Source organism: Streptomyces sp. NPDC021622 (assembly GCF_040640795.1).
GTDB lineage: Bacteria > Actinomycetota > Actinomycetes > Streptomycetales > Streptomycetaceae > Streptomyces.
The window spans coordinates 162,938-189,403 of the sequence record NZ_JBFACK010000010.1 but is presented as its reverse complement, the minus strand read 5'-3'; the positions used below and the strand labels follow the sequence as shown (position 1 = coordinate 189,403).

Below are 26,466 nucleotides of genomic sequence, written 5' to 3'. Positions count from 1 at the left end.
CGTCCCCCTATGTGGACGATTCGTCTCCGAGTCGTAGACGGGGACCATCACCAGCCAACCGGAAGCACGGGAAGAGATGTCGGCACCGAACAAGTCGTACGACCCTGTTGAGGTCGAGGCACTGAAACCTGAAGAGATCGAGCGCATGCGGGACGAGGCGCTCGCCGCCTTCGCCGCCGCGGGCGACCTCGAGCAGCTCCAGGAGGCCAAGGTCGCGCACACCGGCGGCACCTCGCCGCTGGCGCTCGCCAACCGCGAGATCGGCGCGCTGCCCCCGCAGGCCAAGGCCGAGTCCGGCAAGCGCGTCGGCATGGCGCGCGGCGCCGTGAGCAAGGCCCTGGCCGCCCGCCAGGCCGAGCTCGAGGCCGAGCGCGACGCGCGGGTCCTGGTCGAGGAGGCGGTGGACGTCACACTGCCGTACGACCGCACCCCGGCCGGTGCCCGGCACCCGCTGACCACGTTCATGGAGCGCGTCGCGGACGTCTTCGTCGCCATGGGCTACGAGATCGCGGAGGGCCCCGAGGTCGAGGCGGAGTGGTTCAACTTCGACGCCCTGAACTTCACCCCGGACCACCCGGCCCGGCAGATGCAGGACACCTTCTTCGTCGAGGGCCCCAAGGGGACTGAGGGAGACGAGTCCGGTGTCGTACTGCGGACGCACACGTCCCCCGTGCAGGCCCGCGCGATGCTCGACCGTGAGCCGCCCGTCTACATCGTCTGCCCCGGCCGTGTGTACCGCACGGACGAGCTGGACGCGACGCACACCCCGGTCTTCCACCAGATCGAGCTGCTCGCCGTGGACGAGGGCCTGACCATGGCCGACCTCAAGGGCACCCTGGACCACATGGTCCAGTCGCTCTTCGGTGCGGACATGAAGACGCGGCTGCGCCCGAACTACTTCCCGTTCACCGAGCCGTCCGCCGAGATGGACATGGTCTGCTACGTGTGCCGTGGCGAGTCCGTGGGCAACCCCGACCGCCCCTGCCGCACCTGCGGCAGCGAGGGCTGGATCGAGCTGGGCGGCTGCGGCATGGTCAACCCGAAGGTGCTCACCGCCTGCGGCGTCGACCCCGAGAAGTACAGCGGATTCGCCTTCGGGTTCGGCATCGAACGGATGCTGATGTTCCGCCACAACGTCGAAGACATGCGAGACATGGTCGAGGGTGACATCCGGTTCACCCGGCCGTTCGGGATGGAGATCTGATGCGGGTCCCGCTTTCCTGGCTGCGGGAGTACGTCGACCTCCCCACCACCGAGACCGGCCGTGACGTACAGGCCAAGCTGATCGACGTCGGCCTCGAGGTCGAGACCGTCGAGCAGCTCGGCGCCGGCCTCACCGGCCCCCTGGTCGTCGGCAAGGTCCTCACCATCGAGGAGCTGACGGAGTTCAAGAAGCCCATCCGCTTCTGCACCGTCGACGTCGGCCAGGCCAATGGCACCGGCGAGCCGCAGGAGATCGTCTGCGGCGCGCGCAACTTCGCCGTCGGCGACAAGGTCGTCGTCGTGCTGCCCGGCGCCGTCCTGCCCGGCGACTTCAAGATCGCCGCGCGCAAGACGTACGGCAAGACCTCGCACGGCATGATCTGTTCCGGCGACGAGCTGGGCATGGGCGACGACGGAAGTAACGGCATCATCGTCCTTCCGCCCGAGCACGAGGTCGGCACCGACGCCATCGAGCTGCTCGAGCTGGTCGACGAGGTCCTGGACATCGCCGTCACGCCCGACCGCGGTTACGCCCTGTCGATGCGCGGCGTCGCCCGCGAGACCGCCACCGCGTACGGCCTGCCGCTGCGCGACCCGGCGCTCCTGGACGTGCCCGCGCCGAACTCGTCCGGCTACCCGGTGAAGATCTCCGACCCGCGCGGCTGCGACCGCTTCACCGCGCGCACGGTCACGGGCCTGCAGCCCGAGGCCCGCTCGCCGATCTGGCTCAAGCGCCGCCTGCAGAAGGCGGGCATGCGCCCGATCTCGCTCGCCGTCGACATCAGCAACTACGTGATGCTGGAGCTCGGCCAGCCGCTGCACACCTACGATCGCTCCCGTATCGAAGGCACGATCGGTGTGCGCCGTGCCGAGCAGGGCGAGAAGTTCACGACGCTCGACGGCGCCAAGCGCGTCCTCGACGCCGAGGACCTGGTCATCACCGACGACCGCGGACCGATCGGCCTCGCGGGCGTCATGGGCGGCGCCAACACCGAGATCGCGGATCACTCCGAGGACGCAGGCACCACCGACGTCGTCATCGAGGCCGCGCACTTCGACGCGATCTCCATCGCCCGCACCGCCCGGCGCCACAAGCTGGCCTCCGAGGCGGCCAAGCGCTACGAGCGCGGCGTCGACCCGCAGGCCGCGTCCGCCGCCGCGCAGCGCACCGTGGACCTGCTCGTCCTGCTGGCCGGTGGCACCGCCGACGCCGGGGTCACCGAGGTCATCGCGCCCTCCGCGCCCCGCACGATCAGCATGCCCGCCGACCACCCGGACAAGGTCGCGGGCATGGACTACGGCCGTGAGACCGTCGTACGCCGTCTGCAGGAGGTCGGCTGCGACGTCTACGGCCAGGACGCCCTGACGGTCACCGTGCCGTCCTGGCGCCCCGACCTCACCGAGCCGAACGACCTCGCCGAAGAGGTCATCCGGCTCGAGGGGTACGAGAACCTCCCCTCGACGCTGCCCAAGCCCCCCGCGGGCCGCGGCCTGACCGACCGGCAGCGGCTGCACCGCCGCATCGGCCGCGCCCTGGCCGGCAGCGGTTTCGTCGAGGCGCCGAACTACCCGTTCATCGGCGAGCAGGTCTTCGACCAGCTCGGTCTTGAGCCCGGCGACCCCAAGCGCCGCGTCGTGAAGCTGGTCAACCCGCTCTCCGACGAGGAGCCCGCTCTCCGTACGACGCTGCTTCCGGGGCTGCTCGGCGCGCTGCGCCGCAACGAAGGCCGCGGCAGCCACGACCTGGCGCTCTTCGAGACCGGCCTGGTCTTCGAGCCGCGCGACGAGCGGCGGATCGCCGTTCGGCTGCCTGTCGACCGGCGTCCCACGGACGAAGAGGTCGCCTCCCTGACCGAGGCGCTCCCCGTCCAGCCGCGGCACGCCGCCGTCGTCCTCGCGGGCGCCCGCGAGCAGGCCGGCTGGTGGGGCAAGGGCCGTCCGGCGGACTGGGCCGACGCGGTCCAGGCCGCGCGCACCCTTGCCGCCGAGTCGGGCACCGAACTGCTCGTGCGCCAGGGCCAGTACGGTCCCTGGCACCCGGGCCGGTGCGCCGAGCTCGCCGTGGTGATCGACGGCGCCGAGCAGGTCATCGGGTACGCGGGTGAGCTGCACCCGCGGGTCGTCAAGGCGCTGTCGCTGCCCGCGCGCACCTGCGCGATGGAGCTCGACCTGGACCGTCTCGAGGACGCGAGCACCGGTGTCCCGCAGGGGCCGAAGATCTCCACGTTCCCGGTGGCCACACAGGACGTCGCGCTCGTCGTCGACGGGGACGTCCCCGCCGCCGACGTCGAGAAGGTCCTTCGTGAGGGCGCGGGTGAACTCCTGGAGTCCATCCGGCTGTTCGACGTCTTCACCGGCGAGCAGATCGGCGCGGGCAAGAAGTCCCTGGCGTACGCGCTGCGCTTCCGCGCCGCCGACCGCACGCTGACCGTCGACGAGGCCTCCGCGGCCCGTGACGCGGCCGTCGCCCTCGCGGCGGAGCGGACGGGTGCGGTGCTGCGCGGAGCGTAGTCACCGTTTGTAGTCGCCACCAGGCGCACAAGAGGCGCAAAGAAGGGCGTATCCGGACCTCCGGGTACGCCCTTCACTCGTTTGAGTGACTAGTAAGCCCTCTCTGGCCCGATCGGCCCAGGCGGTCGACAGAATCTATCCGGCCGCAGGGGCTGATCCGCGCGGCTGCACGGCCTGCACGCTGAACAGGGCCTTAAGGGGGGCCGTCGGCATGATCCGTATGAGGGCTGGAGCTCCCCGCCGGATGCTGCTCACGGCGCGGCGCCGGGGCAGGTTCCGGGCGAGGACCGGAGCGCCGACCGGACGGCGGCTGCCCGGTGCCGACCCGCCGCGGATCCGGCGCGCGCTCACGCTCGGTCTGCCGACGGTGTGGGGCGCGGTCGCCATCACGTACAAACTCGCCTGCCCGCTCGCCCAGCAGGACGGCCTCGGCGCCCGGATCGTCACCAGCGCCGTCTTCTTCGCGGTCGGCACGGGGCTGATACTGCACGTCCGGGCTGGGCTGCTGCGGGAGTTGCGGCAGCTGCGCGAGATCGCGGGCGCCGCCCAGAACGTGCTGCTTCGACCGCTGCCGCCGCGCGTCGAGGGCCTCACCGTCGCGGCCGGGCGGCTCTCCGCATCCCGGGGCGCGTCCGTCGGCGGCGACCTGTACGAGGTCGCGGCCACCGACCATGGCGTCCGCGTCGTCATGGGCGATGTCCGCGGGCACGGCCTCGCCGCGCTCGCGACGGCCGCCGCCGTGCTCGGCAGCTTCCGCGAGGCGGCCCACGAGGAGCCCGAACTGCCGCTCGTGCTGCGGCGGTTGGAGCGGGCCCTCGGGCGGCATCTGCGCGAGCGGTCGCGGGCCGAGCACCCGGCCGGCGGTGGAGCGGCGCCGGAGAGTCCCGTGGCCGAGGAGTTCGTGACCGTACTCCTGATGGAGATCGGCCCGGACGGTGAAGTGACCGCGCTGAACTGCGGCCACCCCTGGCCGCACCGGCTGAGCGGCCGTGCCGAGCCGGTCCGCGGCGGTGAGCCGCTGCCGCCGCTCGGGCCCTTTCCGCTGCCGCCCGAACTGCCCCTGCTGCACTGCGGTTCACTCCTTCCGGGGGAGGCGCTCGTGCTGCACACGGACGGCGTGGAGGACGCGCGGGACGCCGCTGGGCAGTTCTTCCCGTTACGGGAGGCGCTCACCGAAGCGGTGCGGGTCCCGCCGGTCGTGCCGCAGGCCGTGATCCGTGCGGTGTACGACCAACTCCTGTGCCACGCCGGACGGTTGCCCGCCGACGACGCGGCGCTGCTCGTCCTGCGCAACGACCGCAAGCGGGTGCCCTTACAGGGCGAGGCGGTGGGCAGCGCGAGCACGATGAGCTGACGTCCGGTCAGTGGCCCGTTGGTGCGCCGGCCATGCGCCGCCCGGCCCCGCCTTGGAGTTGTCGGGCAGACAGCGGGGCGGACGGCGCCAGTGAGGGCCGCCGTACTTTTCGAGGGGGAGCCGGCGGCCCGGCCGGCCTCCTTGTGAGGAACCTCAGTCAAGCGTGACGGGAGGGGCCGCGGCAGAGCGCGCACCCCCCGGATTCGCGCACTCCGTTCACACCCCGTGTGAAGACACCTCTACTACGCTGGCGACACCGAGCCACCGGAGGGCCTCCATGCAGCCCAACACCCTGCTCGACGCGATCCTCGACGAAGCCGGAATCTCCCACGCTGGCCTGGCCGCCCATGTCAACCAGGCCGGGAAGCAGCGAGGTCTCGCGTTGCGCTACGAACACACCGCCGTCTCCCGCTGGTTGAAGGGCCAGCGTCCGCGCGGCCAGGTGCCCGACCTGATCTGTGAAGTCCTCGCGGGGCGGCTCCAGCGCCCCGTGACCCTCGACGACATCGGCCTCGGCGTGCCGGGCCTGCCGGCCGCGAGACTCGGCTCCGCGGCCTCGACGCTTTCGGGGTTCGTGGAACGGGCCACCGCACTGTGGCGCTCCGACGAACAGCAGCGCCCGCATCTGCTCGGCGCCCCCGCGGTCACCGGCACGCCCGCGGTGATGCCCGTCTGGGAGTGGGAGAACCCGCCCGAGGACGTGGACGTGTCACGCGGCGGACGGCACCCGGTGAGCGTGGCCGACATCGACATGATGCGCGCGGCCCGTGCCCACTACGAGCAGATGTACCGCAAGACGGGCGGCATCGCGACGCGCACCCGCATCGTCGGCTTCCTCAACGCCGAGGCGGCGCCGCTTCTGCGCGGCAGCTACACCGACGCGACCGGACGCCAACTGCACCGCTCCACCGGCGGGTTGGTGGCCATCGCGGGCATCTGCGCCTACGACTCGGACGCGCACGGTCTGGCCCAGCGCTACTTCCACCAGGCCCTGCGCCTGGCAAAGGCCAGTGGCGACAGGGGACTTGGCGCCTACGTCATCGCGCTCCTCGTCAACCAGTCCCTCTTCATGCGGGAGTTCCGGCAGGCGGTGGCCTTCGCCGAGGCCGCGCTGCGCGCCGCGGGGCGCGACCTCACCCCGGCGCTCGCATCCGATCTGTACGCCATGCAGGCCAAGGCGTACGCGCATCTGGGCGACGGCAGGAGCGCGCTGTCCTGCATCCGGCGTGCGGAGGCCGCGGCGGACCGGATCCGGCGGGGACGCGAGCCGGCCGAGACCGGCTATGTCCAGCCCGGGCTCGTCAACGTACAAGTGGCGGAGGCGCTGCTCAGCCTCGGCGACCTCACGGGAGCACGTGAGCACGCGGCGGCCGCCGTGGACACCCCGGCGCACGACCGGGGCCGGGTCCACCGGCTCGCCATGCTCAGCCAGATCGAACTGCGCCAGGGGAACACCGACGAGGCCGTGGCCACGGCGGTGGAAATGGCAGAACAGGCACGGGGGATGGAGTCCCAGCGGCTGCGCGACCGGCTGCGGGCTGTGCGTGAACATCTCGTACGCAGCGACTGCGCCGGCACGGCCGAGGCGGCCGAACTCATCGACGGGGCACTGCGCGTACCTCTGTGACGTGCACCGCGTACCACTGCTCTGAAACCCCCGCTGCTGCGATATTGCCATCTACTCGGCGGAAGGTGGCAGAACCGTGCAGTGGACGAAACAAAGCGAACAAACTGTGTATGGAAACCGTTGGTTCACCGTCAACCTGGCGGATGTCGAACTGCCGGACGGCCGGCATCTCGACCACTTCCTGATACGGCTGCGGCCGGTCGCCGTGGCCACCGTCGTCAATGAGGCCAACGAAGTGCTGCTCCTTTGGCGGCACCGCTTCATCACCGACAGCTGGGGCTGGGAACTGGCCGCGGGTGTCGTCGAGGACGGCGAGGACATCGCGTACGCGGCGGCCCGCGAGATGGAGGAGGAGACCGGCTGGCGGCCGGGCCCGTTACGGCACTTGATGAGTGTCGAGCCGTCCAACGGACTCACCGATGCCAGGCACCACATCTACTGGTCGGACGAGTGCACCTACATCGGCCATCCCGAAGACGACTTCGAGTCCGACCGCCGTGAATGGGTCCCACTCAAACTCGTCCCCGACATGGTGGCCCGTGGTGAGGTCCCGGCCGCCAACATGGCGGCGGCGCTCCTGCTCCTGCACCACCTGCGACTTGGCCAGGACGCGCACTAATGGCCGATGGCCTGCCAGACCGCCACGGCGAGCGCGCCTACCGCCGTGAGGGCGAGAAGGGCGGGCAGCGGCCAGCGAGTGTGCTCGAGTGCGGCGATCCGCATGGTCAGTTCGTCCTGGTTCTTTACGCTCTGTTCGTCGTGTTGGGTGAGCAACGCCAGCTGTCCGTCGACGCGGGCCAGGCCCACGTCCAAGCTGCGGCGTAACTCGGCGAGTTCTTGCGGGACCACGCGATGCTCGGGGTCGGCGGTCACGAGTCCGCTCCTTTCGGTAGCTGTCCATCCCCCTGATGCGCACGGAAAGTCAACTCGCCTGGTGGCCAAGGCGGGAGAGTGTGCGAAGGGCATATGCGAGCCCATTGCGCACACGGTGTGTGAACGCCGCGGGCCCGGCACTCTGTCGAGTGCCGGGCCCGCATGCGGTACGAGATGTCAGGCGTAGGGGTAGAACCCCGAGCCGGACTTGCGGCCGAGCCGGCCCGCGTCCACCATCCGCTGGAGCAGCGGGGGAGCGGCGTACAGCGGCTCCTTGTACTCGGCGTACATGGAGTCGGCGACCGAGGCGACCGTGTCGAGGCCGATCAGGTCGGCGAGCTTGAGCGGGCCCATCGGGTGGGCGCAGCCCATCTCCATGCCGTTGTCGATGTCCTCGCGGCTGGCGATGCCCGACTCGAACATCCGGATCGCGGAGAGCAGATACGGGATGAGCAGCGCGTTGACCACGAAGCCCGAGCGGTCCTGGGCGCGGATCGCGTGCTTGCCGAGGATCTTCTCGACCATGGCCTGCGCGCGGCTGATCGTGCCCTCGGACGTCGTGAGCGCGGGGATCAGCTCGACGAGCTGCTGCACCGGGGCCGGGTTGAAGAAGTGGATGCCGATGACCTGGTCGGGACGCGAGGTCGCGACGGCCAGCTTCACCAGCGGGATGGAGGAGGTGTTGGAGGCGAGGATCGCGTCCTGCCGGGTCACCACCTGGTCGAGCACCTGGAAGATCTCGGTCTTGACCGCCTCGTTCTCGACGACGGCCTCGATCACCAGATCGCGGTCGGAGAACTCCCCGAGGTCGGTGGTGAAGCTGAGCCGGGCGAGCGTCTCGTCCCGCTCCTCTTCCGTGATCTTGCCGCGTTCGGCGGCCTTGGAGAGGGAGTTGTAGAGCCGGGTGCGGCCGATCTCCAGGGCCTCGCCGGTGGTCTCCGCGACCTTCACATCCAGTCCGGAGCGGGCGCAGACCTCCGCGATCCCGGCGCCCATCTGGCCACAGCCCACTACTCCGACGCGTTCGATGTCGGGCATAGAGTCGGTCACCTCGTGCCTTTCGCTGATCAACGGGCCGGCAGGTCCCCCGTTCGAGTGCGGTGCCTGCCCCGCCGACGAACGTTACCGCCGAACCTCCGGTGCATGACGTGCCGGGTCGGGCATGCTGTCCGGTACAAGCAGCGGTTCCGGCGAATATCGGGCAAAGGGGGCGAGCGGATGAGGCGTATGTCACGCCGTGGATTCACGATTGCGGCGGCCGCGATGGTGGCGGGGCTCACAGCGGCGGGCGACGCGGCGGCAGTTCCCGAACGCGCTCCGTCACGACGCGAACTGCGCGGGATGTGGCTGGCGACCGTCGCCAACCGGGACTGGCCGTCGAAGCCGGGCCTCACCGCGGACGAGCAGCGTGCCGAGCTGATCGCGCATCTCGACACGGCCGTGCGGCGCCGGCTCAACGCCGTGATCTTCCAAGTACGGCCCACCGCCGACGCGTTGTGGCCCTCGCCGTACGAACCGTGGGCAGAGTGCCTCACCGGAGTGCAGGGCAAGGACCCCGGCTGGGACCCGCTGGGCACCGCCGTGCACGAGGCACACCGCAGAGGGCTCGAACTGCACGCCTGGTTCAACCCCTTCCGCATCGCCAACCACACCGACCCCTCACGCCTGGTGCCGACGCACCCCGCACGGCTGCACCCGGAGTGGGTCGTGCCGTACGGCGGGAAGCTCTACTACAACCCCGGCCTGCCCGAGGTACGGCGCTTCGTCCAGGACGCGATGCTCGACGCCCTGCGCCACTACGACATCGACGCGGTGCACTGGGACGACTACTTCTACCCGTACCCGGTCGCGGGGCAGGTCTTCGACGACGACGAGGCCTTCGCGCGCTACGGCGGCGGCTTCCCGGACCGGGCCGCCTGGCGCCGGGACAACATCGACCGCCTGGTGCGCGAGATGGGCAGGCGGGTGCACAAGCTGCGCAAGGGCGCGGAGTTCGGGATCAGCCCCTTCGGGGTCTGGCGCAACGCCTCGACCGACCCGCTCGGTTCGGACACCCAGGCGGGCGTGCAGACCTACGACAACCTGCACGCCGACACCCGCGGCTGGGTCAAGAAGGGCTGGATCGACTACATCTGCCCGCAGCTCTACTGGAACATCGGCTTCACCGTCGCGGACTACGGCAAGCTGCTGCCCTGGTGGGCCGATGTCGTCGAGGGCACGGGCGTACGCCTCTATGTGGGCGAGGCCCTGTACAAGGCGGGCGACCCGGCGCAGGCCGCGCCCTGGCAGGACCCGGCCGAGCTGTCCCGCCACCTCACCTACGCCAAGGGGTACCCGCAGGTGCGCGGGCACGTCTACTTCTCGGCGAAGGAAGTGGGCGTCGACAGGATCGGCGCCATGGCGCGGGTCGTCGCCGACCACTATCAGGAGCGCGCCAGGCCCCCGCGCTGAACCGCGGGGCGGCCTGTGCGCCGCTGCCGGTCTACTGGGCCGGGTCCTGGTGCCGTACGACGGTGTCGGGGCCCGGTGACATCACCGTCTCGTGGCCGTCCTCGAGGCGGACGCGGTACGGCGGGCCGCCGTCCGTGCCGAGCACCTCGACGACCTCCGCGATCCGGTCGTGCTGGCCGACGACCCTGCCGTGCACCACCAGCTTGTCGCCTACGGTTGCGCGCATCTGGAGCGACCTCCTCGTCCCACCCGCGGTAGCGATCCGTGGCCGTCAGTCTACGTCGGGTGGTGGGATGAGGCCCTATCCGCGGGCCCGTTGGGTGACGGCGATGCACACGAGGACGGCGGCGGCGGTCAGCGGCGCGGCGATGGTGAGGTGCTCGCCGAGCAGGAACACCGACCAGACCAGGGTCAGCAGCGGCTGCGCGAGCTGGAGCTGGCTCGCCTTGGGTACGCCGATCATCGCCATGCCGCGATACCAGACGACCAGGCCGAGGAACTGCGAGCCGATGGCCGCGTAGAGAAGACCGGCGGTGCTGTGCCCGGTGAGCTCGAAGGACTCGTACTGGAGGGCGACGGCCGCCCCGGCCACGGCGAGCGGCAGGCACAGCACGAGCGCCCAGCCGACCACCTGCCAGCCCGGCATCTCGCGGGCGAGCCGGCCGCCCTCGGTGTAGCCGGCCGCGCAGATCAGGAGCGCGCCGAAGAGATAGAGGTCGGCGGTGGTCAGGGCGCCGCCGCTCTGCTGCACGGTGAACGCGATCACCGCGGCCGCGCCGGCGAGGGCCGCCGCCCAGAACATCCGCGAGGGGCGGGCCCCGGTCCGCAGCGCCGAGAACACGGCGGTCGTCAGCGGCAGCAGGCCCACGACCACGGCCGCGTGCGCGGTGGTGGAGGTCTGCAGGGCGAGCGTGGTGAGCAGCGGGAAGCCGACGACGACGCCGGCGACGACGACCGCGAGCCCGGCCCAGTGGCGGCGCGCGGGGAACGGGACCCGCAGGGCGAGCAGCGCGCCGCCCGCGATGACCGCGCTGAGGACGACCCGCAGGGCCACGAACGTCCAGGGGCCGAAGCCCTCCAGGCCCCAGGCGGTGGAGGGGAAGGTGAGCGAGAAAGCGGTGACGCCGAGCGCGGCCAGGACGGTGCCGGCCCGGCGGGAGCCGTGCCCGGCCGGCCCGGGGCTCGTGGTGGTCCTCCTGGAGCCCGCGGCCTCGGCGGCGGCCGTCCGCGTGGTGCTGCTCGCGACCTCGGCAACTGCTATCCGACTCGGGCGAGTAGCGCTATCCTGTGCTGTCATGCATGAGAGTAGCAGTGTGGCTGAGTTGGCGAAACGGCTGAGGGATGAGCTGGACCGCTACTCACCTGGTGGAAAGCTGCCGTCGAGCCGGGCCCTTGTCGACCGCTTCAGGGTGAGCCCGGTGACCGTGTCGCGGGCCCTTGCCCAGCTGGCCGCCGAGGGTCTCGTCGTCACCCGGCCCGGCGCCGGTGTGTTCCGCGCGGAGCCGCAGGCCGCCCCCGCACCGGCGGGGGACACCTCGTGGCAGGAGGTGTCGCTGAGCGCGGACTCGGCCGCGGAGCTGGTGCCGCGCGCGGTGGACGCCTCCGGTGTCCTGGTCACCCTCACGGCGCCGCCGCCCGGCGTCATCGAGTTCAACGGCGGCTATCTGCACCCCTCGCTGCAGCCCGAGCGCGCGATGGCGGCGGCCCTCGCGCGGGCGGGGCGGCGGCCCGGGGCGTGGGGGCGGCCGCCGGTCGACGGGCTTCCCGAGCTGCGGGAGTGGTTCGCGCGGGGCATCGGCGGCGCGATCACGGCCGCCGAGGTGCTGGTCACCGCGGGCGGGCAGAGCGCGCTGACCACGGCGCTGCGGGCGCTCGCACCGCCGGGCGCCCCGGTCCTCGTCGAGTCGCCGACGTACCCCGGCATGCTGGCGATCGCCCGCGCGGCGGGCCTGCGTCCGGTGCCGGTGCCGGTCGACACCGACGGCGTACGCCCCCAGCTGCTCGCTGCGGCGTTCAAGGCCACCGGGGCGCGGGTCTTCGTCTGCCAGCCGCTGTTCCAGAACCCCACGGGTGCCGTGCTCTGCGCCGAGCGCCGGCCCGAGGTGCTGCGCATAGCCCGCGAGGCCGGGGCCTTCGTCGTCGAGGACGACTTCGTGCGCCGCCTGGTCCACGACGACGCGGGGCCGCTGCCGCGACCGCTCCAGTCCGACGACCCCGACGGCGTCGTGGTGCACGTCTGCTCGCTCACCAAGGCGACGTCGCCGAGCTTCCGGGTGGGCGCGCTCGTCGCCCGCGGCCCGGTCCTCGAACGGCTGCGCGCGATCCAGGTCGTCGACCACTTCTTCGTGCCGAGACCGCTCCAGGAGGCGGCGCTCGAACTGGTCGGCTCGCCGGCCTGGCCGCGCCATCTGCGCCAGGTGGCGGGCCAGTTGAAGGACCGCAGGGACGCGATGGCGGCGGCCCTGCGCATCGGCCTGCCCGAACTGGCCGTGCCGCACATCCCCGCCGGCGGCTACAGCCTCTGGCTGCGCCTTCCCGACGGCATGAACGAGGCGGCCCTGGTGAGCGCCGCCCTGCGCGCGGGCGTCGCCGTCGCACCCGGCCGCCCCTACTTCGCGGCCGAACCCCCGGCGGGACACCTGCGGTTGAGCTTCGCGGCGCTGGCGGGGGTGGGCGAGATCAAGGAGGGGGTGCGCAGGCTGCGTACGGCATGCGACGAGGTGTGGGCCACCACAGGGTGACGGCCCTTCGGCAGGCGAAATCCGCTCGACGGCCGGCCGTGGCGGCTGCCAGCCTGCCCCCATGACCGATACGCACCCGGCGCTTCCCGCCGGCTACGAACTGTCCACCGACCCCGCCCGACTCGACGCCGAGCGCGTCCACCGGTGGCTCTCCACCGACGCGTACTGGGCCCTTGACCGGCCCCGCGAGCAGCAGGACCTGGCGATCGCCGGATCGCTCAACTTCGGTGTGTACGAGTCGATTTCCGGCGACCAGGTCGCCTATGCCCGGATAGTGACCGATCGCGCCACCTTCGCCTGGCTCTGTGATGTGTACGTCGACCGGTCGGTCCGTGGAAAGGGTCTGGGGAGCGCGCTCGTGGCGGGCGTCCGGGACCACTTGGCGCCGTACGGTCTGCGCCGGATTTTGCTGGGCACGGCCGACGCGCACGGGGTGTACGAGAAGGTCGGCTTCAAGGCCCTTGAGGCTCCGGGGAATTGGATGGCGCTGGGGCGTCAGTGAGCGGGCTCGGGGGCGCCCGGGCCATTCGCGTACGCACGGTGAAACCTTGACCTGGGCTGCCGGGCACTCCAACATCACCGCATGCACGTACGCGTCACGCTCATCGCCGCCGCACGCAGCGCCTCGCTGCTCGCGGAGCGCTTCGACGACGACCGGCCGCTCGACCAGGCGGGCTGGCACGAGGTGCAGCTCGCCGCCCCCGCGCTGCTTCCGCTCGCCGCGGCCGAGCTGCGCTACTGCTCGCCCACGCCGCGCAGCCGCGGCACGGGCGACGCCCTGGGCTTCGCGCCGCTGGCCCAGCCTGCCCTGCGGGACTGCGACATGGGGCGGTGGCGCGGTCTGACCCTCGCCGATGTGACGGCGCGCGAGCCGGCCGCGGTCGACGCCTGGCTGCGGGATCCGCGCTCCGCGCCGCACGGCGGTGAGTCGCTCCTGGCCTTCATCTCACGGGTCGGCGGCTGGCTCGACACCCGCCCGGTCGGCGACGGCTCCCGGATCCTCGCCGTGGCGGAGCCCGCGGTGGTCAGGGCGGCCCTCGTCTACGCCCTGAAGGCACCCCCGTCGACGTACTGGAACATCGACGTCCGCCCCCTGTCGACGGTCACCCTGACCGGGCACGGCGGCCGCTGGAGCCTGCGGATCGCGGGCGTGGGGGAGAGCGCCGCCGCGGTGTAGCGCGCTCAGACCGGCCGCTGCCGGGTGTACTCGGTGGTGAGGATCAGGTCCTTGGCCGGGCCCGCGACCCGCCAGCGCGTCCACCAGTGGTCCTCGTCGTACACCTCGAACTCGCCCCGGTAGAGGTCGAGCGCGCACGGATGGTCGGTGCGGTGCCGGCCGGTGCGCAGGTCCAGGCCGTGGAAGGGGCGCCCGTCGGCGAAGCGGACGTCCGCGGTGCCGGGCTCTTCGCCGGGCAGGAAACGCAGGGTGCGCTCGGCGGGGCGTGCGGTGCCCCGCCAGGTGAAGGTGCCCGACTCGTGGTGCACCAGGCCACCGTCCGCCCGGCTGAAGACCGTCGCCCCCGAGAAGTGCCCCTCCGCGTCGCCCGCCAGGTCCTGTGCCGTCCGCTCCACCTGCCAGGTGCCGGCCAGGTACGCCAGTACGTCGGGTACGCCGTACGGCTCGGCTGCTTCATCCGGAAAGGGCATGCCCCGCAGGCTACGCGGGGCCACACCCGGCATGTCTACTTGTCGACGAACGTGAGGCTGCCCTCGTCGTACCGCGTCCCGGCGACCGCGCCCGCCGGTGCCGCCGCGTCGATCGCGGTGAGCTCGTCGGGGGAGAGTTCGAGGGTGGCGGCGGCCAGGTTCTCCGTGAGGTACTTCTCCCGTCGGGTGCCCGGGATCGGCACCACGTCGTCCCCGCGGTGCTGCACCCAGGCCAGGGCGAGCTGCCCGGCGGTGACGCCCTTCTTGGCGGCGAGTTCCTCCAGGGCCTCGACGACGGCCAGGTTCCGCTCCAGGTTCCCGTCGGCGAACCGCGGCTGGCCGCGCCGCATGTCGCCTTCCTGCAGGGCGTCGGTCGAGGTGTAGCGCCCGGTCAGGAAGCCGCGGCCGAGCGGCGAGAAGGGCACGAGCCCGATGCCGAGCTCCCGGCAGACGGGGGCGATCTCCTCCTCGAGGTCCCGGGTCCACAGCGACCACTCGCTCTGCAGCGCGGCGATCGGATGCACGGCGTGCGCCTTCCGGATGGTCCGCGCGCTCGCCTCGGAGAGCCCAAGGTGGCGCACTTTCCCGGCCTCGACGAGCTCGGCCATCGCGCCGACGGTCTCCTCGATCGGCACGCTCCGGTCCACGCGGTGCAGGTAGTACAGGTCGATGTGGTCGACGCCGAGGCGCCGCAGCGACGCGTCACACGCCTCTCGTACGTAGGCCGCGTCGCCCCGGATCCGCGTCGGCTCGCCGAGCTTGTTGGCGAAGCCGAACTTCGTGGCGAGGACCGCCTCGTCGCGCCGGCCGGCCAGGGCGCGGCCGATCAGCTCCTCGTTGTGGCCGTTGCCGTAGAAGTCGGACGTGTCGAGGAGGGTGACGCCGAGGTCGAGCGCACGGTGGATGGTCGCGATGGACTGGGTGTCGTCCGAAGCGCCGTAGGCGTGACTCATCCCCATGCAGCCGAGTCCCTGCGCCGAGACGGTGAGTGCGCCGAGACGGCGCGCGGGAAGGGTGGTCATGCCGGTACCTCCAGGTGGAGCTGGGTGGACGTCTCCGACCCTAGGAGCTGGAGTCGACTCCAAGTCAAGGCGATTATGCGGTGGTTGCCGTGCTCAGGCCTGGCCGGCCGCCTTGTGCAGCTCCGCCACGACGATCTTCTTCATGCCGAGCATGGCCTTCATGGCGCGCTGCGCCCGCCCCGCGTCCGGGTCGGCAAGGAGCTTGACCAGGTCCTGGGGGACGACCTGCCAGGACAGTCCGAACTTGTCCTTGAGCCAGCCGCACGGGCCTTCCTCGCCGCCTTCGGAGAGCTTCGTCCAGTAGTAGTCGACTTCTTCCTGGTCGGCGCAGTCGATGCTGAGGGAGACCGCCTCGTTGAAGGTGAACTCGGGGCCGCCGTTGAGCGCCAGGTACGGCTGCCCGTCGAGCTCGAATTCGACGGTCAGCACGGTCCCGGCCGGCCGCGGGCCGTCCTCGCCGTAGTAGGAGACATTCGTGATCTTCGAGTTCGGGAAGACCGACACGTAGAACTTGGCGGCTTCCTCGCCCTGGGTGTCGAACCAGAGGTTGGGCGTGATGCGGGGCATGACTCTCTCCTGCCGTTCGGTGGAGGCTGCGTCCTCCTGTACTGACCGTGGTCCCTGCGGAAACTCATCGCTGCGGCACAGCTGGAAAGAGCGGCTCGCGCGGCGACACCGCTCGCCGGCCGCGGTCCATGCGGCACATTGCATAAACGTGCAGCGACACGTATAGTCATGCCATCCAAGAGGAGGGTTCCATGGCGGTACGCGCAGCAGTGGCAGGGGCGAGTGGGTACGCGGGCGGAGAGCTTTTGCGTCTGCTGCTCGTCCACCCCGAGGTGGAGATCGGCGCTCTGACCGCCAACTCGAACGCGGGTCAGCGCCTGGGCACGCTCCAGCCGCATCTGCTCCCGCTCGCCGACCGTGTCCTGGAGCCGACGACCACCGAGGTCCTCGCCGGCCACGATGTCGTCTTCCTGGCCCTGCCCCACGGGCAGTCCGCGGCCGTCGCCGAGCAGCTCGGCCCTGACGTCCTCGTCGTCGACATGGGCGCCGACTTCCGGCTGAAGGACGCGGGGGACTGGGAGAAGTTCTACGGCAGCGAGCACGCCGGCACGTGGCCCTATGGGCTGTCCGAACTGCCGGGCGCCCGCGCGGCGTTGGAGGGGGCCAAGCGCATCGCGGTGCCCGGTTGCTATCCGACGGCCGTCTCGCTCGCGCTCTTCCCGGCGTACGCGGCGGACCTCGTCGAGGCCGAAGCGGTGATCGTCGCGGCGTCCGGCACCTCCGGCGCGGGCAAGGCGGCCAAGCCGCACCTCCTCGGCTCGGAGGTCATGGGGAACATGTCGCCGTACGGAGTCGGGGGCGTGCACCGGCACACACCCGAGATGATCCAGAACCTCTCCGCCGCCGCGGGCACCCCCGTCTCGGTCTCCTTCACGCCGACCCTCGCCCCGATGCCGCGCGGCATCCTCGCCACCTGCAGCGCGAAGGCGAAGGACGGCGTCACCGCCGCATCCGTCCGGGCCGCGTACGAGAAGGCCTTCGCCGACGAGCCGTTCGTCCACCTGCTCCCCGAGGGGCAGTGGCCCGCGACCGCCGCCGTCTACGGCTCGAACGCCGTGCAGATCCAGGTCGCGTACGACGAGGCGGCGGGCCGCGTCATCGTGATCGGCGCCATCGACAACCTCACCAAGGGCACCGCCGGCGGCGCCCTGCAGAGCATGAACATCGCCCTCGGCCTCGACGAGGCCACCGGGCTCACTACGATCGGAGTCGCGCCGTGAGTGTGACGGCAGCCAAGGGATTCACGGCCGCGGGCATCGCCGCCGGGATCAAGCAGAACGGCAACCCGGACCTGGCCCTCGTGGTCAACACCGGGCCCCGCCTGGCCGCCGCGGGCGTCTTCACCTCCAACCGCGTCAAGGCCGCCCCCGTCCTCTGGTCGGAGCAGGTGCTCAAGGGCGGCCTGGTCTCCGCCGTCATCCTCAACTCCGGTGGCGCCAACGCCTGTACGGGCCCGCAGGGCTTCCAGGACACGCACGCCACCGCGGAGAAGGTCGCCGAGGTGCTCGACGGGGTGAACGCCGGCGAGGTCGCCGTCGCGTCGACCGGACTCATCGGCGTCACGCTGCCCATGGACAAGCTGCTGCCGGGCGTCGAGACGGCCGCCGGTGAACTCTCCGCGCACGGCGGCGAGAAGGCCGCCATCGCCATCAAGACCACCGACAGCGTGCACAAGACCTCCGTCGTCACCAAGGACGGCTGGACGGTCGGCGGCATGGCCAAGGGCGCGGGCATGCTCGCGCCGGGCCTCGCCACGATGCTCGTCGTCCTCACCACCGACGCCGACCTCGGCGCCGACGTCCTGGACCGGGCGCTGCGGGACGCCACCCGGCTCACCTTCGACCGGGTCGACTCCGACGGCTGCATGTCGACCAACGACACGGTGCTCCTTCTCGCCTCGGGCGCGGCCCAAGTCACCCCGGAGTACGCCGAGTTCGCCGACGCCGTGCGCGAGGTCTGCGACGACCTGGGGCGGCAGCTGATCGGTGACGCCGAGGGCGCCAGCAAGGACATCAAGGTCGAGGTCGTGAACGCGGCGAGCGAGGCCGACGCCGTCGAGGTCGGCCGGTCCATCGCCCGCAACAACCTCCTCAAGTGCGCCCTGCACGGCGAGGACCCCAACTGGGGCCGGGTGCTCTCCGCGATCGGCACCACGTCCGCCGCCTTCGAGCCCGACCTGCTGAACGTCGCCATCAACGGCGTCTGGGTCTGCAAGAACGGCTCCGTGGGCGAGGACCGCGAGCTGGTCGACATGCGCTACCGGGAGGTCGTCATCACCGCCGACCTGGCCGCGGGCGACGAGACCGCCACGATCTGGACCAACGACCTCACCGCCGACTACGTCCACGAGAACAGCGCGTACTCGTCATGAGCAAGGACACGAGCAAGGACAGCGCCGGCCAGCCCACCGCCCGGAAGCACACCGCACTGCCCAAGGCGCAGATCCTCATCGAGGCGCTGCCCTGGCTGACCCGGCACCGCGGCAAGACCGTCGTCATCAAGTTCGGCGGCAACGCCATGATCGACGAGGAGCTGAAGGCCGCCTTCGCGCAGGACGTCGTCTTCCTGCACCACGCGGGCCTCAGGCCCGTCGTGGTGCACGGCGGCGGACCCCAGATCAGCAAGGCCCTCGACCGGCACGGCATCGTCAGCGAGTTCAAGGCGGGCCTGCGCGTCACCACCGAGGACGCCATGGACGTCGTACGCATGGTGCTCGCCGGACAGGTGCAGCGCGAGCTCGTCGGCCTGCTCAACCGGCACGGCCCGCTCGCCGTCGGCCTCACCGGCGAGGACGCGCACACCATCACAGCCACCAAGCACACGCCCCGCATCGAGGGCGAGCTGGTCGACATCGGCCGGGTCGGCGAGATCACCGAGATCGACACCGGCGCCATCGAGGCCCTGCTCGCCGACGGCCGCATCCCGGTCGTCTCCTCGATCGCCCGCTCCCAGGACGACGGACATGTCTACAACGTCAATGCTGATACGGCGGCTGCGGCACTCGCTGCGGCGCTGGACGCCGAGACCCTGATGGTCCTCACGGACGTCGAGGGCCTCTACGAGGACTGGCCCGACAGCGACGAGGTGATCAGCCGCCTCACCGCCGCCGAGCTGGAGAAGCTCCTGCCCGAGCTGGCCAGCGGCATGGTCCCGAAGATGGAGGGCTGTCTGCACGCCGTACGCAACGGCGTCGAGACGGCCCGCGTGATCGACGGCCGTGTCCAGCACTCGATCCTGCTTGAGATCTTCACCGACGAGGGCATCGGCACCATGGTCGTGCCCGACGCAGAGGGGGAAGCGGAATGACCGGCAACCAGGAGCTGACCGCGCGCTGGCAGGGCGCGCTCATGGACAACTACGGCACGCCCCGGCTGCCCCTGGTGCGCGGCGCGGGCAGCAAGCTGTGGGACGCCGACGGCAATGAGTACGTCGATTTCGTCGGCGGCATCGCGGTCAACGCGCTCGGCCACGCCCACCCGGCGATCGTCGAGGCGGTCAGCGCCCAGATCGGCTCCCTCGGCCACGTCTCGAACCTCTTTGTCGCCGAGCCGCCCGTCGCGCTCGCCGAGAAGCTGCTCCAGCTCTTCGGCCGCGAGGGGAAGGTGTACTTCTGCAACTCCGGCGCGGAGGCCAACGAGGGCGCCTTCAAGATCGGCCGCCTGACCGGCCGTTCGCACATGGTCGCCACCCAGGGCGGCTTCCACGGCCGGACCATGGGCGCGCTCGCGCTCACCGGCCAGCCCGGCAAGCAGGAGCCGTTCCTGCCGCTGCCCGGCGACGTCACGCATGTCCCGTACGGCGATGTCGAGGCACTGCGCGCGGCGGTCACCACCGACACCGCCCTCGTGATCATCGAGCCCATCCAGGGCGAGAACGGCGTCGTCGTGCCGCCCGCGGGCTATCTGAAGGCGGCCCGGGAGATCACCGCGGCCACCGGGACGCTGCTCGTCCTGGACGAGGTGCAGACCGGAATCGGCCGTACCGGCCACTGGTTCGAGTACCTCGCGCACGAGGGCGTCCAGCCGGATGTCGTCACGCTCGCGAAGGGTCTTGGCGGCGGACTGCCGCTCGGCGCGACCGTCGCGTTCGGCGCGGCCGCGGAGCTCTTCAAGCCCGGTCACCACGGCACGACGTTCGGCGGAAACCCGGTCGCGTGCGCCGCGGGCCTCGCCGTCCTGGAGACCATCGAGACCGAGGGCCTGCTCGAGAACACCAAGCGGGCGAGCGAAAAGCTGCGCGACGGAATCGAGTCACTCGGCCACCCGCTCGTCGGCCATGTCAGGGGCGCGGGCCTGCTGCTGGGTATCGTGCTCACCGAGCCGCTCGCGCCCCAGGCGCAGCAGGCGGCTCAGGACGCCGGCTTCCTGGTGAACGCGCCCGCCCCCGATGTCGTACGGCTGATGCCGCCGCTGAACGTCCGCGACGACGAGGTGGACGCGTTCCTCCAGGCGCTGCCCGGCGTCCTGGAAACGGCTGCCGAGGCTTTGAAGGCCGCTGAAGCCAACGGGGACGGACGATCCGGAGAATGAGACGACGATGAGTCATGCGCAAGGCAACGAGCACGCGGAGCACCCGGATCACACCGGGCCCGCGGTGCCGCAGACCCGCACCGCGCGCCACCGCCGGATCGTGGACATCCTCAACCGGCAGCCGGTCCGCTCCCAGAGCCAGCTGGCGAAGCTGCTCGCCGACGACGGCCTGACCGTCACGCAGGCGACGCTCTCCCGCGACCTGGACGAGCTGAACGCGGTGAAGATCCGCAATGCCGAGGGCGACCTCATCTACGCGGTGCCGAGCGAGGGCGGCTTCCGCACGCCGCGGGCCCCGCTCGGCGAGTCCGCCAAGGAGGAGCGGATGCGCCGCCTCTCCGCGGAGCTGCTGATCTCGGCAGAGGCCTCGGCGAACCTCGTCGTCCTGCGCACGCCGCCGGGGGCCGCCCAGTTCCTGGCCTCGGCGATCGACCAGGCGGAACTGCACGACATCCTGGGCACGATCGCGGGCGACGACACGCTGATGCTGATCAGCCGGGAGGCTACGGGGGGTCAGGCGTTGGCGGATCATTTGCTGCGGTTGGCTTCCAACGAGCACTGAGGCCGGCCCCTGGGCCTTGGGCGCCGTTGATCACCGGCTTCGCCGAGTTCGTCCTCGAACTCCCCCAAGCTCTTAAGGAGCAGGGGGGGACCCCCCTCGACGGGCTGGAATTCCGCCGTGCCATCCACGCCGCCACCAGGGCCCCGGACACGTTGTGCCACACCGAGAACACCGCCGATGGCAGCGCGGCGAGCGGGCTGAAGTGGGCCGTGGCCAGCGAAGCCGCGAGGCCGGAGTTCTGCATGCCGACCTCGAAGGCCATCGCGCGGGAGGCCGGCTGCCCGAGCCGGGCCAGCTTGCCCGCGCCGTAGCCCAGTGCGAGGCCGAGGCCGTTGTGCAGGAAGACGGCGAGGAACACCAGTGCCGCGGCCGACTTGATGGCCGCGGCACTGCCCGCGACCACGATCGCCACGATGGCGGCGATCGTCAGGGCGGACAGCCATGGCAGTGCGCTCAGCATCCGCCCGATGTGGCGCCCGAAGAGCAGCCGCACCACGAGACCCGCGATGACCGGAAGCAGCACGGTCTTGAGGATGTCCGTCACCATCGACCCCGCGTCCACGGGCAGATACTCGCCCGCGAGGAGCAGCGTCAGCGGCGGCGTGATGAGCGGCGCGAGCACGGTCGAGACGGTGGCCACCGAGACGGAGAGGGCCACGTCGCCACGCGCCAGATAGGTCACGACATTGGACGCGGTGCCGCTCGGCGCGCAGCCCACCAGGATCACGCCGGCCGCCAACTGCGGTGAGAGGCCGAGCGCGTGGGCGATCAGCCAACCGAGCCCCGGCATGATCAGGTAGTGCGCGACCAGGCCGAGCGCGACGGCCCAGGGCCGTTTGACCACGCCCTGGAAGTCGAGCGGGGTCATCGTGAGCCCCATGCAGAACATCACGACGCCCAGGAGGTACGGGACGTTCGTGCCCCAGCCCTTGAAGGCGTCCGGCGCGGCGAGGCCGAGCGCGCCGGCGGCGAGCACGAGGACGGGGAAGACCGTGACGGCGAGCCGGGCCGCCTTGTCGCCGCTCTCCGTCGAGTTGGGGATCGCCTGTTCGGTTTGCACCCCGCGATGCAACGCCGCCGCGGAGTGCGACCGCAACCGCGTCTCGATATGTGGTCGCTACACCTACGATGGAAGCGTCGAGTGTGCCGTGATCAGTACCGCGTGATGGCCGTAGCCCCCGACACCGTCCCGATCGCGATGTGCGGCCGCCGCTCCTCGTCGGCCCACCGCAGGATCTGCCGCATCGCGTCCGCGGAGAGGGACACGCAACCCGCCGTCGCCCCACGCCCGTTGACGTGCAGGAAGATCCCGGCGCCGCGCCCCCGCACCGGACGGTCGTAGTTGAAGCCGATCACCAGGGCGTGCGCGTACTGGGGGTCGTACGTGATGAGGTGTTCGGACTCGGCCGCGCGGCAGTCGGCGGGGCGTGGCTGGGCCCAGCGGTTGTAGGAGCGGGACTCGTTGTCCTGGCACCACCAGGACGTCCTCGTCACGCGGCGGTAGGTGTAGTCCGTGCCCGACGGTGCGCGCTCGATGCCGAAGGCGTAGGGGAGGCGGAAGAGGCCCGTGGGTGTCGTGTTCGTGCCCTGTTTGCGCGAGCCGCCCTCCGTCAGGCCCTGCGCGCCGAACCGCGCGGCCGCCGAGCCGGCCTTCGTCCACCGCCCCGCGCGCCGGTCCCACCACGTGACCGTGCCGGTGGTGGAGCCGGTGCGCGCGGCCAATGCGGTGATGAGCTGGGTGCCGCCGCCGGTGTCGGCCATGCGGTCGGGGAGCGGTGGTCCCGCTGCGGATGTGCCGGGCGCGGACGCGACGGTCGCGGCGGTGGCGAGCAGGGCTGCGGACGCGAGGGCGGCGGCACGTAGGCGCATGGTTCAGACGGTAAGGGGCGGCAGCGGCAACGGCAGGCCCGGCAGGCCGTCGATGCTCTGCGCGATGTGCTCCTTCTTGGTGAAGTACGCGCTCAGCGACGCGTCGTCCTCGCGCCCGAAGCGCTTGGCGTGCAGATCGCGGTCCTCGTCGTACGACATGAACGGAACGTTGTAGCCGCAGGTGTCACGGACGAGTTCGGCCGTCACGACGATGATCGCGCGCAGGCCGTGCGGGGTGGGGTCGATGTCGGGGAAGTGTCCGAGCAGCTCCGCCCAGCGCGGGTCGTCGCGGAAGACGGGCTCGCCGCGCCCGTGCACCCGGACGATGTTGGGCGGGCCCTGGAAGGCGCACCACATCAGGGTGATGCGGCCGTTCTCGCGCAGATGCGCCACCGTCTCCGCGTTGCTGCCCGCGAAGTCCAGGTAGGCGACGGTGAGTTCGTCGATGACCGCGAAGGATCCGGTCAGGCCCTTGGGGGAGAGGTTGATCGTGCCGTCGTCCGCGAGCGGCGCGGTCGCCGTGAAGAAGACGGGCTGTGCCTCGATGAACGTGCGGAGCCGGCCGTCTATGCGTTCGTAAGTCTTTCCCATGCCTAAGGATTATTCATCAGAGATCGTTTGCCTGTCTAACGACTTCGTGTGACGTTCAGGGGAGGGCGAGATTGACGAATCATGCAGTGGACTGCATACTCATGCATATCGCATGACAGTGTATGCATCGAGCACCGTGAGGAGAGAGCCATGACCGAGCGCGTCGTACTCGCCTATTCAGGCGGTCTGGACACCTCCGTCGCCATCGGCTGGATCGCCGAGGAGACGGGCGCCGAGGTCATCGCCGTCGCCGTGGACGTCGGCCAGGGCGGCGAGGACCTGGACGTCATCCGCAAGCGCGCGCTCGCCTGCGGTGCGGTGGAGGCCGAAGTGGCCGACGCCAAGGACGAGTTCGCCGAGGAGTACTGCCTCCCGGCGATCAAGGCCAACGCCCTCTACATGGACCGCTACCCGCTGGTCTCCGCCCTCTCGCGGCCGACCATCGTCAAGCACCTGGTCGCCGCCGCCAACAAGCACGGCGCCACCACGGTCGCCCACGGCTGCACCGGCAAGGGCAACGACCAGGTCCGTTTCGAGGCCGGCATCTCCGCGCTCGGCCCCGACCTGAAGTGCATCGCCCCGGTCCGTGACTACGCGATGACGCGCGACAAGGCGATCGCCTTCTGCGAGGAGAAGCAGCTCCCGATCGCCACCACCAAGAAGTCCCCGTACTCCATCGACCAGAACGTCTTCGGACGGGCCGTCGAGACGGGTTTCCTGGAGGACATCTGGAACGCGCCGATCGAGGACATCTACGAGTACACCGCGAACCCGGCCGAGCCGCGCGAGGCCGACGAGGTCGTCATCTCCTTCAAGGAGGGCGTGCCGGTCGCCGTCGACGGCGAGTCGGTCACCGTGCTGCAGGCGATCCAGCGGCTCAATGAGCGCGCGGGTGCCCAGGGCATCGGCCGGATCGACATGGTCGAGGACCGGCTCGTGGGCATCAAGTCCCGTGAGGTGTACGAGGCGCCGGGCGCCATCGCGCTCATCACGGCGCACCAGGAGCTGGAGAACGTCACCGTCGAGCGCGAACTGGCCCGCTACAAGCGGCAGGTCGAGCAGCGCTGGGGCGAGCTGGTCTACGACGGCCTGTGGTTCTCCCCGCTCAAGCGCGCCCTCGACGGCTTCATCGACGAGGCCAACCAGCACGTCACCGGCGACATCCGGATGACCCTGCACGGCGGCCGCGCAGTCGTCACGGGCCGGAAGTCCGGCGCGTCCCTCTACGACTTCAACCTTGCGACCTACGACTCGGGCGATACGTTCGACCAGTCCAAGGCGCAGGGCTTCATCGAGATCTTCGGTCTGTCCTCGAAGATCGCCGCCAAGCGGGACCTGGCGTAACGGCGATCGCGCAACCACCCTCGTATCGCGAACCACCCTCGTATCGCGTAACCACCCTCATCAAGGAGCACGTGCAAGTGAGCAACAACAACGGCGGTGACGTCCGGCTCTGGGGCGGCCGGTTCGCGGACGGCCCGGCGGAGGCCCTGGCCAAGCTGTCGGCATCGGTCCACTTCGACTGGCGCCTCGCGCCGTACGACATCGCCGGTTCCCGCGCCCACGCGCGCGTGCTGCACAAGGCGGGGCTGCTCACCGAGGACGAGCTGACCCGCATGCTGGCCGGGCTCGACCAGCTCGAGGCCGATGTCGCCGACGGCTCGTTCGTCGGCACCATCGCCGACGAGGACGTGCACACCGCCCTGGAGCGCGGCCTGCTCGAGCGGCTCGGCCCGGATCTCGGCGGCAAGCTGCGCGCGGGGCGGTCACGGAACGACCAGGTGGCGACGCTCTTCCGGATGTATCTGCGGGACCACGCCCGGATCATCGGCGGCCTGATCGCCGACCTCCAGGGCGCGCTCGTCGGCCTCGCCGAGGCGCACCCGGACGTCGCCATGCCGGGGCGCACGCACCTCCAGCACGCCCAGCCGGTGCTCTTCGCCCACCACGTACTCGCGCACGTCCAGTCCCTCTCGCGGGACGCCGAGCGGCTGCGGCAGTGGGACGCGCGGACGGCCGTTTCGCCGTACGGCTCGGGCGCGCTCGCAGGATCGTCCCTCGGCCTCGATCCGGAGGCGGTCGCCGAGGACCTCGGCTTCGAGCACGGCAGCGCGGGCAACTCCATCGACGGGACGGCATCCCGCGACTTCGCGGCGGAGTTCGCCTTCATCACCGCGATGATCGGCGTGAACCTCTCCCGGATCGCCGAGGAGATCATCCTCTGGAACACGAAGGAGTTCTCCTTCGTCACCCTCCACGACGCCTTCTCGACCGGCTCGTCGATCATGCCGCAGAAGAAGAACCCGGACATCGCCGAGCTGGCGCGCGGCAAGTCGGGGCGTCTGATCGGCAACCTCACCGGACTGATGGCGACGCTCAAGGCGCTGCCGCTCGCGTACAACCGCGACCTCCAGGAGGACAAGGAGCCGGTCTTCGACTCCTGCGACCAGCTGGAGGTCCTGCTCCCCGCCTTCACCGGCATGATGGCCACGCTCACCGTGCACCGCGAGCGCATGGAGGAGCTGGCCCCGGCCGGCTTCTCGCTCGCCACGGACATCGCCGAGTGGCTGGTCAAGCAGGGCGTGCCGTTCCGTGTCGCACATGAGGTGGCCGGTGAGTGCGTCAAGGAGTGCGAGGCGCACGGCATCGAGCTCGACCAGCTGACGGACGAGCAGTTCGCCAAGATCTCCGAGCACCTCACCCCCGAGGTGCGCGCCGTCCTGAACGTCCCCGGCGCCCTGGCTTCGCGCAGCGGCCGCGGCGGCACCGCGCCCTCGGCCGTCGCCGTCCAGCTCGCCGAGGTCAAGGCCGATCTGACGGTTCAGCAGGAGTGGGCCGCGGCGCGTAAGTGACGCCGCCGCAGCGCGTGCCGCGTTGACGTGGGCATCGCGGGTTACGTTGGTCGCCATCCGCAAGGAG

At 71.1% G+C, this 26,466-nt stretch carries 26 protein-coding genes; 16 read left to right on the top strand and 10 right to left on the bottom strand.

Annotation, left to right across the window (positions count from 1 at the left end; translation table 11 throughout):
• Positions 1–76: 76 nt before the first annotated feature.
• The 5 genes from pheS to AB0G47_RS21430 all read left to right on the top strand — a co-directional run bounded on the left by pheS (position 77) and on the right by AB0G47_RS21430 (position 7,314).
• Positions 77–1,204, top strand: a complete 1,128-nt coding sequence (pheS, locus tag AB0G47_RS21450; protein ID WP_360772109.1) for a phenylalanine--tRNA ligase subunit alpha — start codon at positions 77–79, stop codon at positions 1,202–1,204.
• Complete coding sequence (gene pheT / locus AB0G47_RS21445) at positions 1,204–3,714, top strand: phenylalanine--tRNA ligase subunit beta (protein WP_360772106.1); 2,511 nt, start codon at positions 1,204–1,206, stop codon at positions 3,712–3,714. Before pheS ends, pheT begins: the two co-directional genes overlap by 1 nt.
• A gap of 367 nt (positions 3,715–4,081) precedes the next feature.
• On the top strand, positions 4,082–5,068 hold the full coding sequence (locus tag AB0G47_RS21440; protein ID WP_360772432.1) for a PP2C family protein-serine/threonine phosphatase: 987 nt from the start codon (positions 4,082–4,084) through the stop codon (positions 5,066–5,068).
• A gap of 277 nt (positions 5,069–5,345) precedes the next feature.
• Positions 5,346–6,695, top strand: coding sequence for a transcriptional regulator (locus tag AB0G47_RS21435; protein ID WP_360772103.1), 1,350 nt, complete (start codon positions 5,346–5,348; stop codon positions 6,693–6,695).
• 76 nt (positions 6,696–6,771) lie between these two features.
• The gene (locus AB0G47_RS21430) at positions 6,772–7,314 is read left to right on the top strand and encodes an NUDIX hydrolase (RefSeq protein ID WP_360772101.1); all 543 of its coding nucleotides are present in this window, start codon (positions 6,772–6,774) and stop codon (positions 7,312–7,314) included.
• Here AB0G47_RS21430 and AB0G47_RS21425 read toward each other — a convergent pair.
• Together AB0G47_RS21425 and AB0G47_RS21420 are read right to left on the bottom strand one after the other, a co-directional pair.
• On the bottom strand, positions 7,311–7,568 hold the full coding sequence (locus AB0G47_RS21425; RefSeq protein ID WP_360772098.1) for a hypothetical protein: 258 nt from the start codon (positions 7,566–7,568) through the stop codon (positions 7,311–7,313). The genes AB0G47_RS21430 and AB0G47_RS21425 overlap by 4 nt on opposite strands.
• A gap of 177 nt (positions 7,569–7,745) precedes the next feature.
• Entirely contained in the window at positions 7,746–8,606 is an 861-nt protein-coding gene (locus AB0G47_RS21420) for a 3-hydroxybutyryl-CoA dehydrogenase (RefSeq protein WP_266868918.1), read from the bottom strand.
• A 180-nt stretch (positions 8,607–8,786) separates the two neighbouring features.
• On the opposite strand from AB0G47_RS21420, the gene AB0G47_RS21415 reads away from it, so the two are divergent.
• On the top strand, positions 8,787–10,019 hold the full coding sequence (locus AB0G47_RS21415) for a family 10 glycosylhydrolase (RefSeq protein WP_360772096.1): 1,233 nt from the start codon (positions 8,787–8,789) through the stop codon (positions 10,017–10,019).
• 31 nt (positions 10,020–10,050) lie between these two features.
• Here AB0G47_RS21415 and AB0G47_RS21410 read toward each other — a convergent pair whose 3' ends face one another.
• Together AB0G47_RS21410 and AB0G47_RS21405 are read right to left on the bottom strand one after the other, a co-directional pair.
• A complete protein-coding gene (locus AB0G47_RS21410; protein WP_344528111.1) occupies positions 10,051–10,245 on the bottom strand; it encodes a DUF1918 domain-containing protein in 195 nt (64 codons plus the stop codon).
• Positions 10,246–10,320: 75 nt separating this feature from the next.
• Positions 10,321–11,316: a DMT family transporter gene (locus AB0G47_RS21405; protein ID WP_360772093.1), complete on the bottom strand. Its 996-nt coding sequence runs from the start codon at positions 11,314–11,316 to the stop codon at positions 10,321–10,323.
• On the opposite strand from AB0G47_RS21405, the gene AB0G47_RS21400 reads away from it, so the two are divergent.
• The 3 genes from AB0G47_RS21400 to AB0G47_RS21390 all read left to right on the top strand — a co-directional run bounded on the left by AB0G47_RS21400 (position 11,315) and on the right by AB0G47_RS21390 (position 13,937).
• On the top strand, positions 11,315–12,760 hold the full coding sequence (locus AB0G47_RS21400; RefSeq protein ID WP_360772090.1) for a PLP-dependent aminotransferase family protein: 1,446 nt from the start codon (positions 11,315–11,317) through the stop codon (positions 12,758–12,760). The two genes, AB0G47_RS21405 and AB0G47_RS21400, sit on opposite strands and share 2 nt — an antisense overlap.
• Before the next feature lie 61 nt (positions 12,761–12,821).
• Complete coding sequence (locus AB0G47_RS21395; RefSeq protein ID WP_360772087.1) at positions 12,822–13,262, top strand: GNAT family N-acetyltransferase; 441 nt, start codon at positions 12,822–12,824, stop codon at positions 13,260–13,262.
• A gap of 81 nt (positions 13,263–13,343) precedes the next feature.
• Positions 13,344–13,937: a histidine phosphatase family protein gene (locus tag AB0G47_RS21390; protein WP_360772084.1), complete on the top strand. Its 594-nt coding sequence runs from the start codon at positions 13,344–13,346 to the stop codon at positions 13,935–13,937.
• A 5-nt stretch (positions 13,938–13,942) separates the two neighbouring features.
• Here the strand turns inward: AB0G47_RS21390 and AB0G47_RS21385 are convergent, their stop codons facing one another.
• The 3 genes from AB0G47_RS21385 to AB0G47_RS21375 all read right to left on the bottom strand — a co-directional run bounded on the left by AB0G47_RS21385 (position 13,943) and on the right by AB0G47_RS21375 (position 15,996).
• The gene (locus AB0G47_RS21385; RefSeq protein ID WP_360772081.1) at positions 13,943–14,407 is read right to left on the bottom strand and encodes a DUF6314 family protein; all 465 of its coding nucleotides are present in this window, start codon (positions 14,405–14,407) and stop codon (positions 13,943–13,945) included.
• Between the two features lie 35 nt (positions 14,408–14,442).
• Positions 14,443–15,429 (bottom strand): aldo/keto reductase, encoded by a 987-nt coding sequence (locus AB0G47_RS21380; protein ID WP_360772078.1) that lies wholly within the window; start codon positions 15,427–15,429, stop codon positions 14,443–14,445.
• 93 nt (positions 15,430–15,522) lie between these two features.
• A complete protein-coding gene (locus AB0G47_RS21375) occupies positions 15,523–15,996 on the bottom strand; it encodes a VOC family protein (protein ID WP_360772076.1) in 474 nt (157 codons plus the stop codon).
• Between the two features lie 191 nt (positions 15,997–16,187).
• On the opposite strand from AB0G47_RS21375, the gene argC reads away from it, so the two are divergent.
• The 5 genes from argC to AB0G47_RS21350 are packed head-to-tail and all read left to right on the top strand — an operon-like array spanning position 16,188 to position 21,087.
• Positions 16,188–17,216 (top strand): N-acetyl-gamma-glutamyl-phosphate reductase, encoded by a 1,029-nt coding sequence (gene argC / locus AB0G47_RS21370; RefSeq protein ID WP_360772073.1) that lies wholly within the window; start codon positions 16,188–16,190, stop codon positions 17,214–17,216.
• The gene (argJ, locus tag AB0G47_RS21365; protein ID WP_360772070.1) at positions 17,213–18,367 is read left to right on the top strand and encodes a bifunctional glutamate N-acetyltransferase/amino-acid acetyltransferase ArgJ; all 1,155 of its coding nucleotides are present in this window, start codon (positions 17,213–17,215) and stop codon (positions 18,365–18,367) included. The genes argC and argJ overlap by 4 nt, the downstream gene beginning before the upstream one ends.
• On the top strand, positions 18,364–19,302 hold the full coding sequence (gene argB, locus AB0G47_RS21360) for an acetylglutamate kinase (protein ID WP_360772067.1): 939 nt from the start codon (positions 18,364–18,366) through the stop codon (positions 19,300–19,302). The genes argJ and argB overlap by 4 nt, the downstream gene beginning before the upstream one ends.
• A complete protein-coding gene (locus AB0G47_RS21355) occupies positions 19,299–20,525 on the top strand; it encodes an acetylornithine transaminase (protein ID WP_360772064.1) in 1,227 nt (408 codons plus the stop codon). Before argB ends, AB0G47_RS21355 begins: the two co-directional genes overlap by 4 nt.
• Before the next feature lie 7 nt (positions 20,526–20,532).
• Positions 20,533–21,087, top strand: coding sequence for an arginine repressor (locus AB0G47_RS21350; protein WP_135330399.1), 555 nt, complete (start codon positions 20,533–20,535; stop codon positions 21,085–21,087).
• Here the strand turns inward: AB0G47_RS21350 and AB0G47_RS21345 are convergent.
• The 3 genes from AB0G47_RS21345 to AB0G47_RS21335 all read right to left on the bottom strand — a co-directional run bounded on the left by AB0G47_RS21345 (position 21,029) and on the right by AB0G47_RS21335 (position 23,547).
• Positions 21,029–22,147 (bottom strand): bile acid:sodium symporter family protein, encoded by a 1,119-nt coding sequence (locus AB0G47_RS21345; protein WP_360772061.1) that lies wholly within the window; start codon positions 22,145–22,147, stop codon positions 21,029–21,031. The two genes, AB0G47_RS21350 and AB0G47_RS21345, sit on opposite strands and share 59 nt — an antisense overlap.
• A 92-nt stretch (positions 22,148–22,239) precedes the next feature.
• The gene (locus AB0G47_RS21340) at positions 22,240–22,956 is read right to left on the bottom strand and encodes a L,D-transpeptidase family protein (protein WP_360772058.1); all 717 of its coding nucleotides are present in this window, start codon (positions 22,954–22,956) and stop codon (positions 22,240–22,242) included.
• 3 nt (positions 22,957–22,959) lie between these two features.
• Positions 22,960–23,547, bottom strand: coding sequence for a pyridoxamine 5'-phosphate oxidase family protein (locus AB0G47_RS21335; protein ID WP_360772055.1), 588 nt, complete (start codon positions 23,545–23,547; stop codon positions 22,960–22,962).
• 150 nt (positions 23,548–23,697) lie between these two features.
• Between AB0G47_RS21335 and AB0G47_RS21330 the strand changes: the two genes are divergently transcribed.
• Entirely contained in the window at positions 23,698–24,891 is a 1,194-nt protein-coding gene (locus AB0G47_RS21330) for an argininosuccinate synthase (RefSeq protein WP_360772052.1), read from the top strand.
• Positions 24,892–24,968: 77 nt separating this feature from the next.
• Positions 24,969–26,399, top strand: coding sequence for an argininosuccinate lyase (argH, locus tag AB0G47_RS21325; RefSeq protein ID WP_360772049.1), 1,431 nt, complete (start codon positions 24,969–24,971; stop codon positions 26,397–26,399).
• The last annotated feature ends 67 nt before the right edge of the window (positions 26,400–26,466 follow it).

What these genes read in the sequence shown, in the direction of transcription:
- pheS (WP_360772109.1), top strand. Translation starts at nt 77, where the DNA reads ATGTCGGCACCGAACAAGTCGTACGACCCTGTTGAGGTCGAGGCACTG.
- pheT (WP_360772106.1), top strand. Translation starts at nt 1,204, where the DNA reads ATGCGGGTCCCGCTTTCCTGGCTGCGGGAGTACGTCGACCTCCCCACC.
- AB0G47_RS21435 (WP_360772103.1), top strand. Translation starts at nt 5,346, where the DNA reads ATGCAGCCCAACACCCTGCTCGACGCGATCCTCGACGAAGCCGGAATC.
- AB0G47_RS21420 (WP_266868918.1), bottom strand. Translation starts at nt 8,606, where the DNA reads ATGCCCGACATCGAACGCGTCGGAGTAGTGGGCTGTGGCCAGATGGGC.
- AB0G47_RS21415 (WP_360772096.1), top strand. Translation starts at nt 8,787, where the DNA reads ATGAGGCGTATGTCACGCCGTGGATTCACGATTGCGGCGGCCGCGATG.
- AB0G47_RS21410 (WP_344528111.1), bottom strand. Translation starts at nt 10,245, where the DNA reads ATGCGCGCAACCGTAGGCGACAAGCTGGTGGTGCACGGCAGGGTCGTC.
- AB0G47_RS21400 (WP_360772090.1), top strand. Translation starts at nt 11,315, where the DNA reads ATGCATGAGAGTAGCAGTGTGGCTGAGTTGGCGAAACGGCTGAGGGAT.
- AB0G47_RS21405 (WP_360772093.1), bottom strand. Translation starts at nt 11,316, where the DNA reads ATGACAGCACAGGATAGCGCTACTCGCCCGAGTCGGATAGCAGTTGCC.
- AB0G47_RS21395 (WP_360772087.1), top strand. Translation starts at nt 12,822, where the DNA reads ATGACCGATACGCACCCGGCGCTTCCCGCCGGCTACGAACTGTCCACC.
- AB0G47_RS21390 (WP_360772084.1), top strand. Translation starts at nt 13,344, where the DNA reads ATGCACGTACGCGTCACGCTCATCGCCGCCGCACGCAGCGCCTCGCTG.
- AB0G47_RS21385 (WP_360772081.1), bottom strand. Translation starts at nt 14,407, where the DNA reads ATGCCCTTTCCGGATGAAGCAGCCGAGCCGTACGGCGTACCCGACGTA.
- AB0G47_RS21380 (WP_360772078.1), bottom strand. Translation starts at nt 15,429, where the DNA reads ATGACCACCCTTCCCGCGCGCCGTCTCGGCGCACTCACCGTCTCGGCG.
- AB0G47_RS21375 (WP_360772076.1), bottom strand. Translation starts at nt 15,996, where the DNA reads ATGCCCCGCATCACGCCCAACCTCTGGTTCGACACCCAGGGCGAGGAA.
- argC (WP_360772073.1), top strand. Translation starts at nt 16,188, where the DNA reads ATGGCGGTACGCGCAGCAGTGGCAGGGGCGAGTGGGTACGCGGGCGGA.
- argB (WP_360772067.1), top strand. Translation starts at nt 18,364, where the DNA reads ATGAGCAAGGACACGAGCAAGGACAGCGCCGGCCAGCCCACCGCCCGG.
- AB0G47_RS21355 (WP_360772064.1), top strand. Translation starts at nt 19,299, where the DNA reads ATGACCGGCAACCAGGAGCTGACCGCGCGCTGGCAGGGCGCGCTCATG.
- AB0G47_RS21350 (WP_135330399.1), top strand. Translation starts at nt 20,533, where the DNA reads ATGAGTCATGCGCAAGGCAACGAGCACGCGGAGCACCCGGATCACACC.
- AB0G47_RS21340 (WP_360772058.1), bottom strand. Translation starts at nt 22,956, where the DNA reads ATGCGCCTACGTGCCGCCGCCCTCGCGTCCGCAGCCCTGCTCGCCACC.
- AB0G47_RS21335 (WP_360772055.1), bottom strand. Translation starts at nt 23,547, where the DNA reads ATGGGAAAGACTTACGAACGCATAGACGGCCGGCTCCGCACGTTCATC.
- AB0G47_RS21330 (WP_360772052.1), top strand. Translation starts at nt 23,698, where the DNA reads ATGACCGAGCGCGTCGTACTCGCCTATTCAGGCGGTCTGGACACCTCC.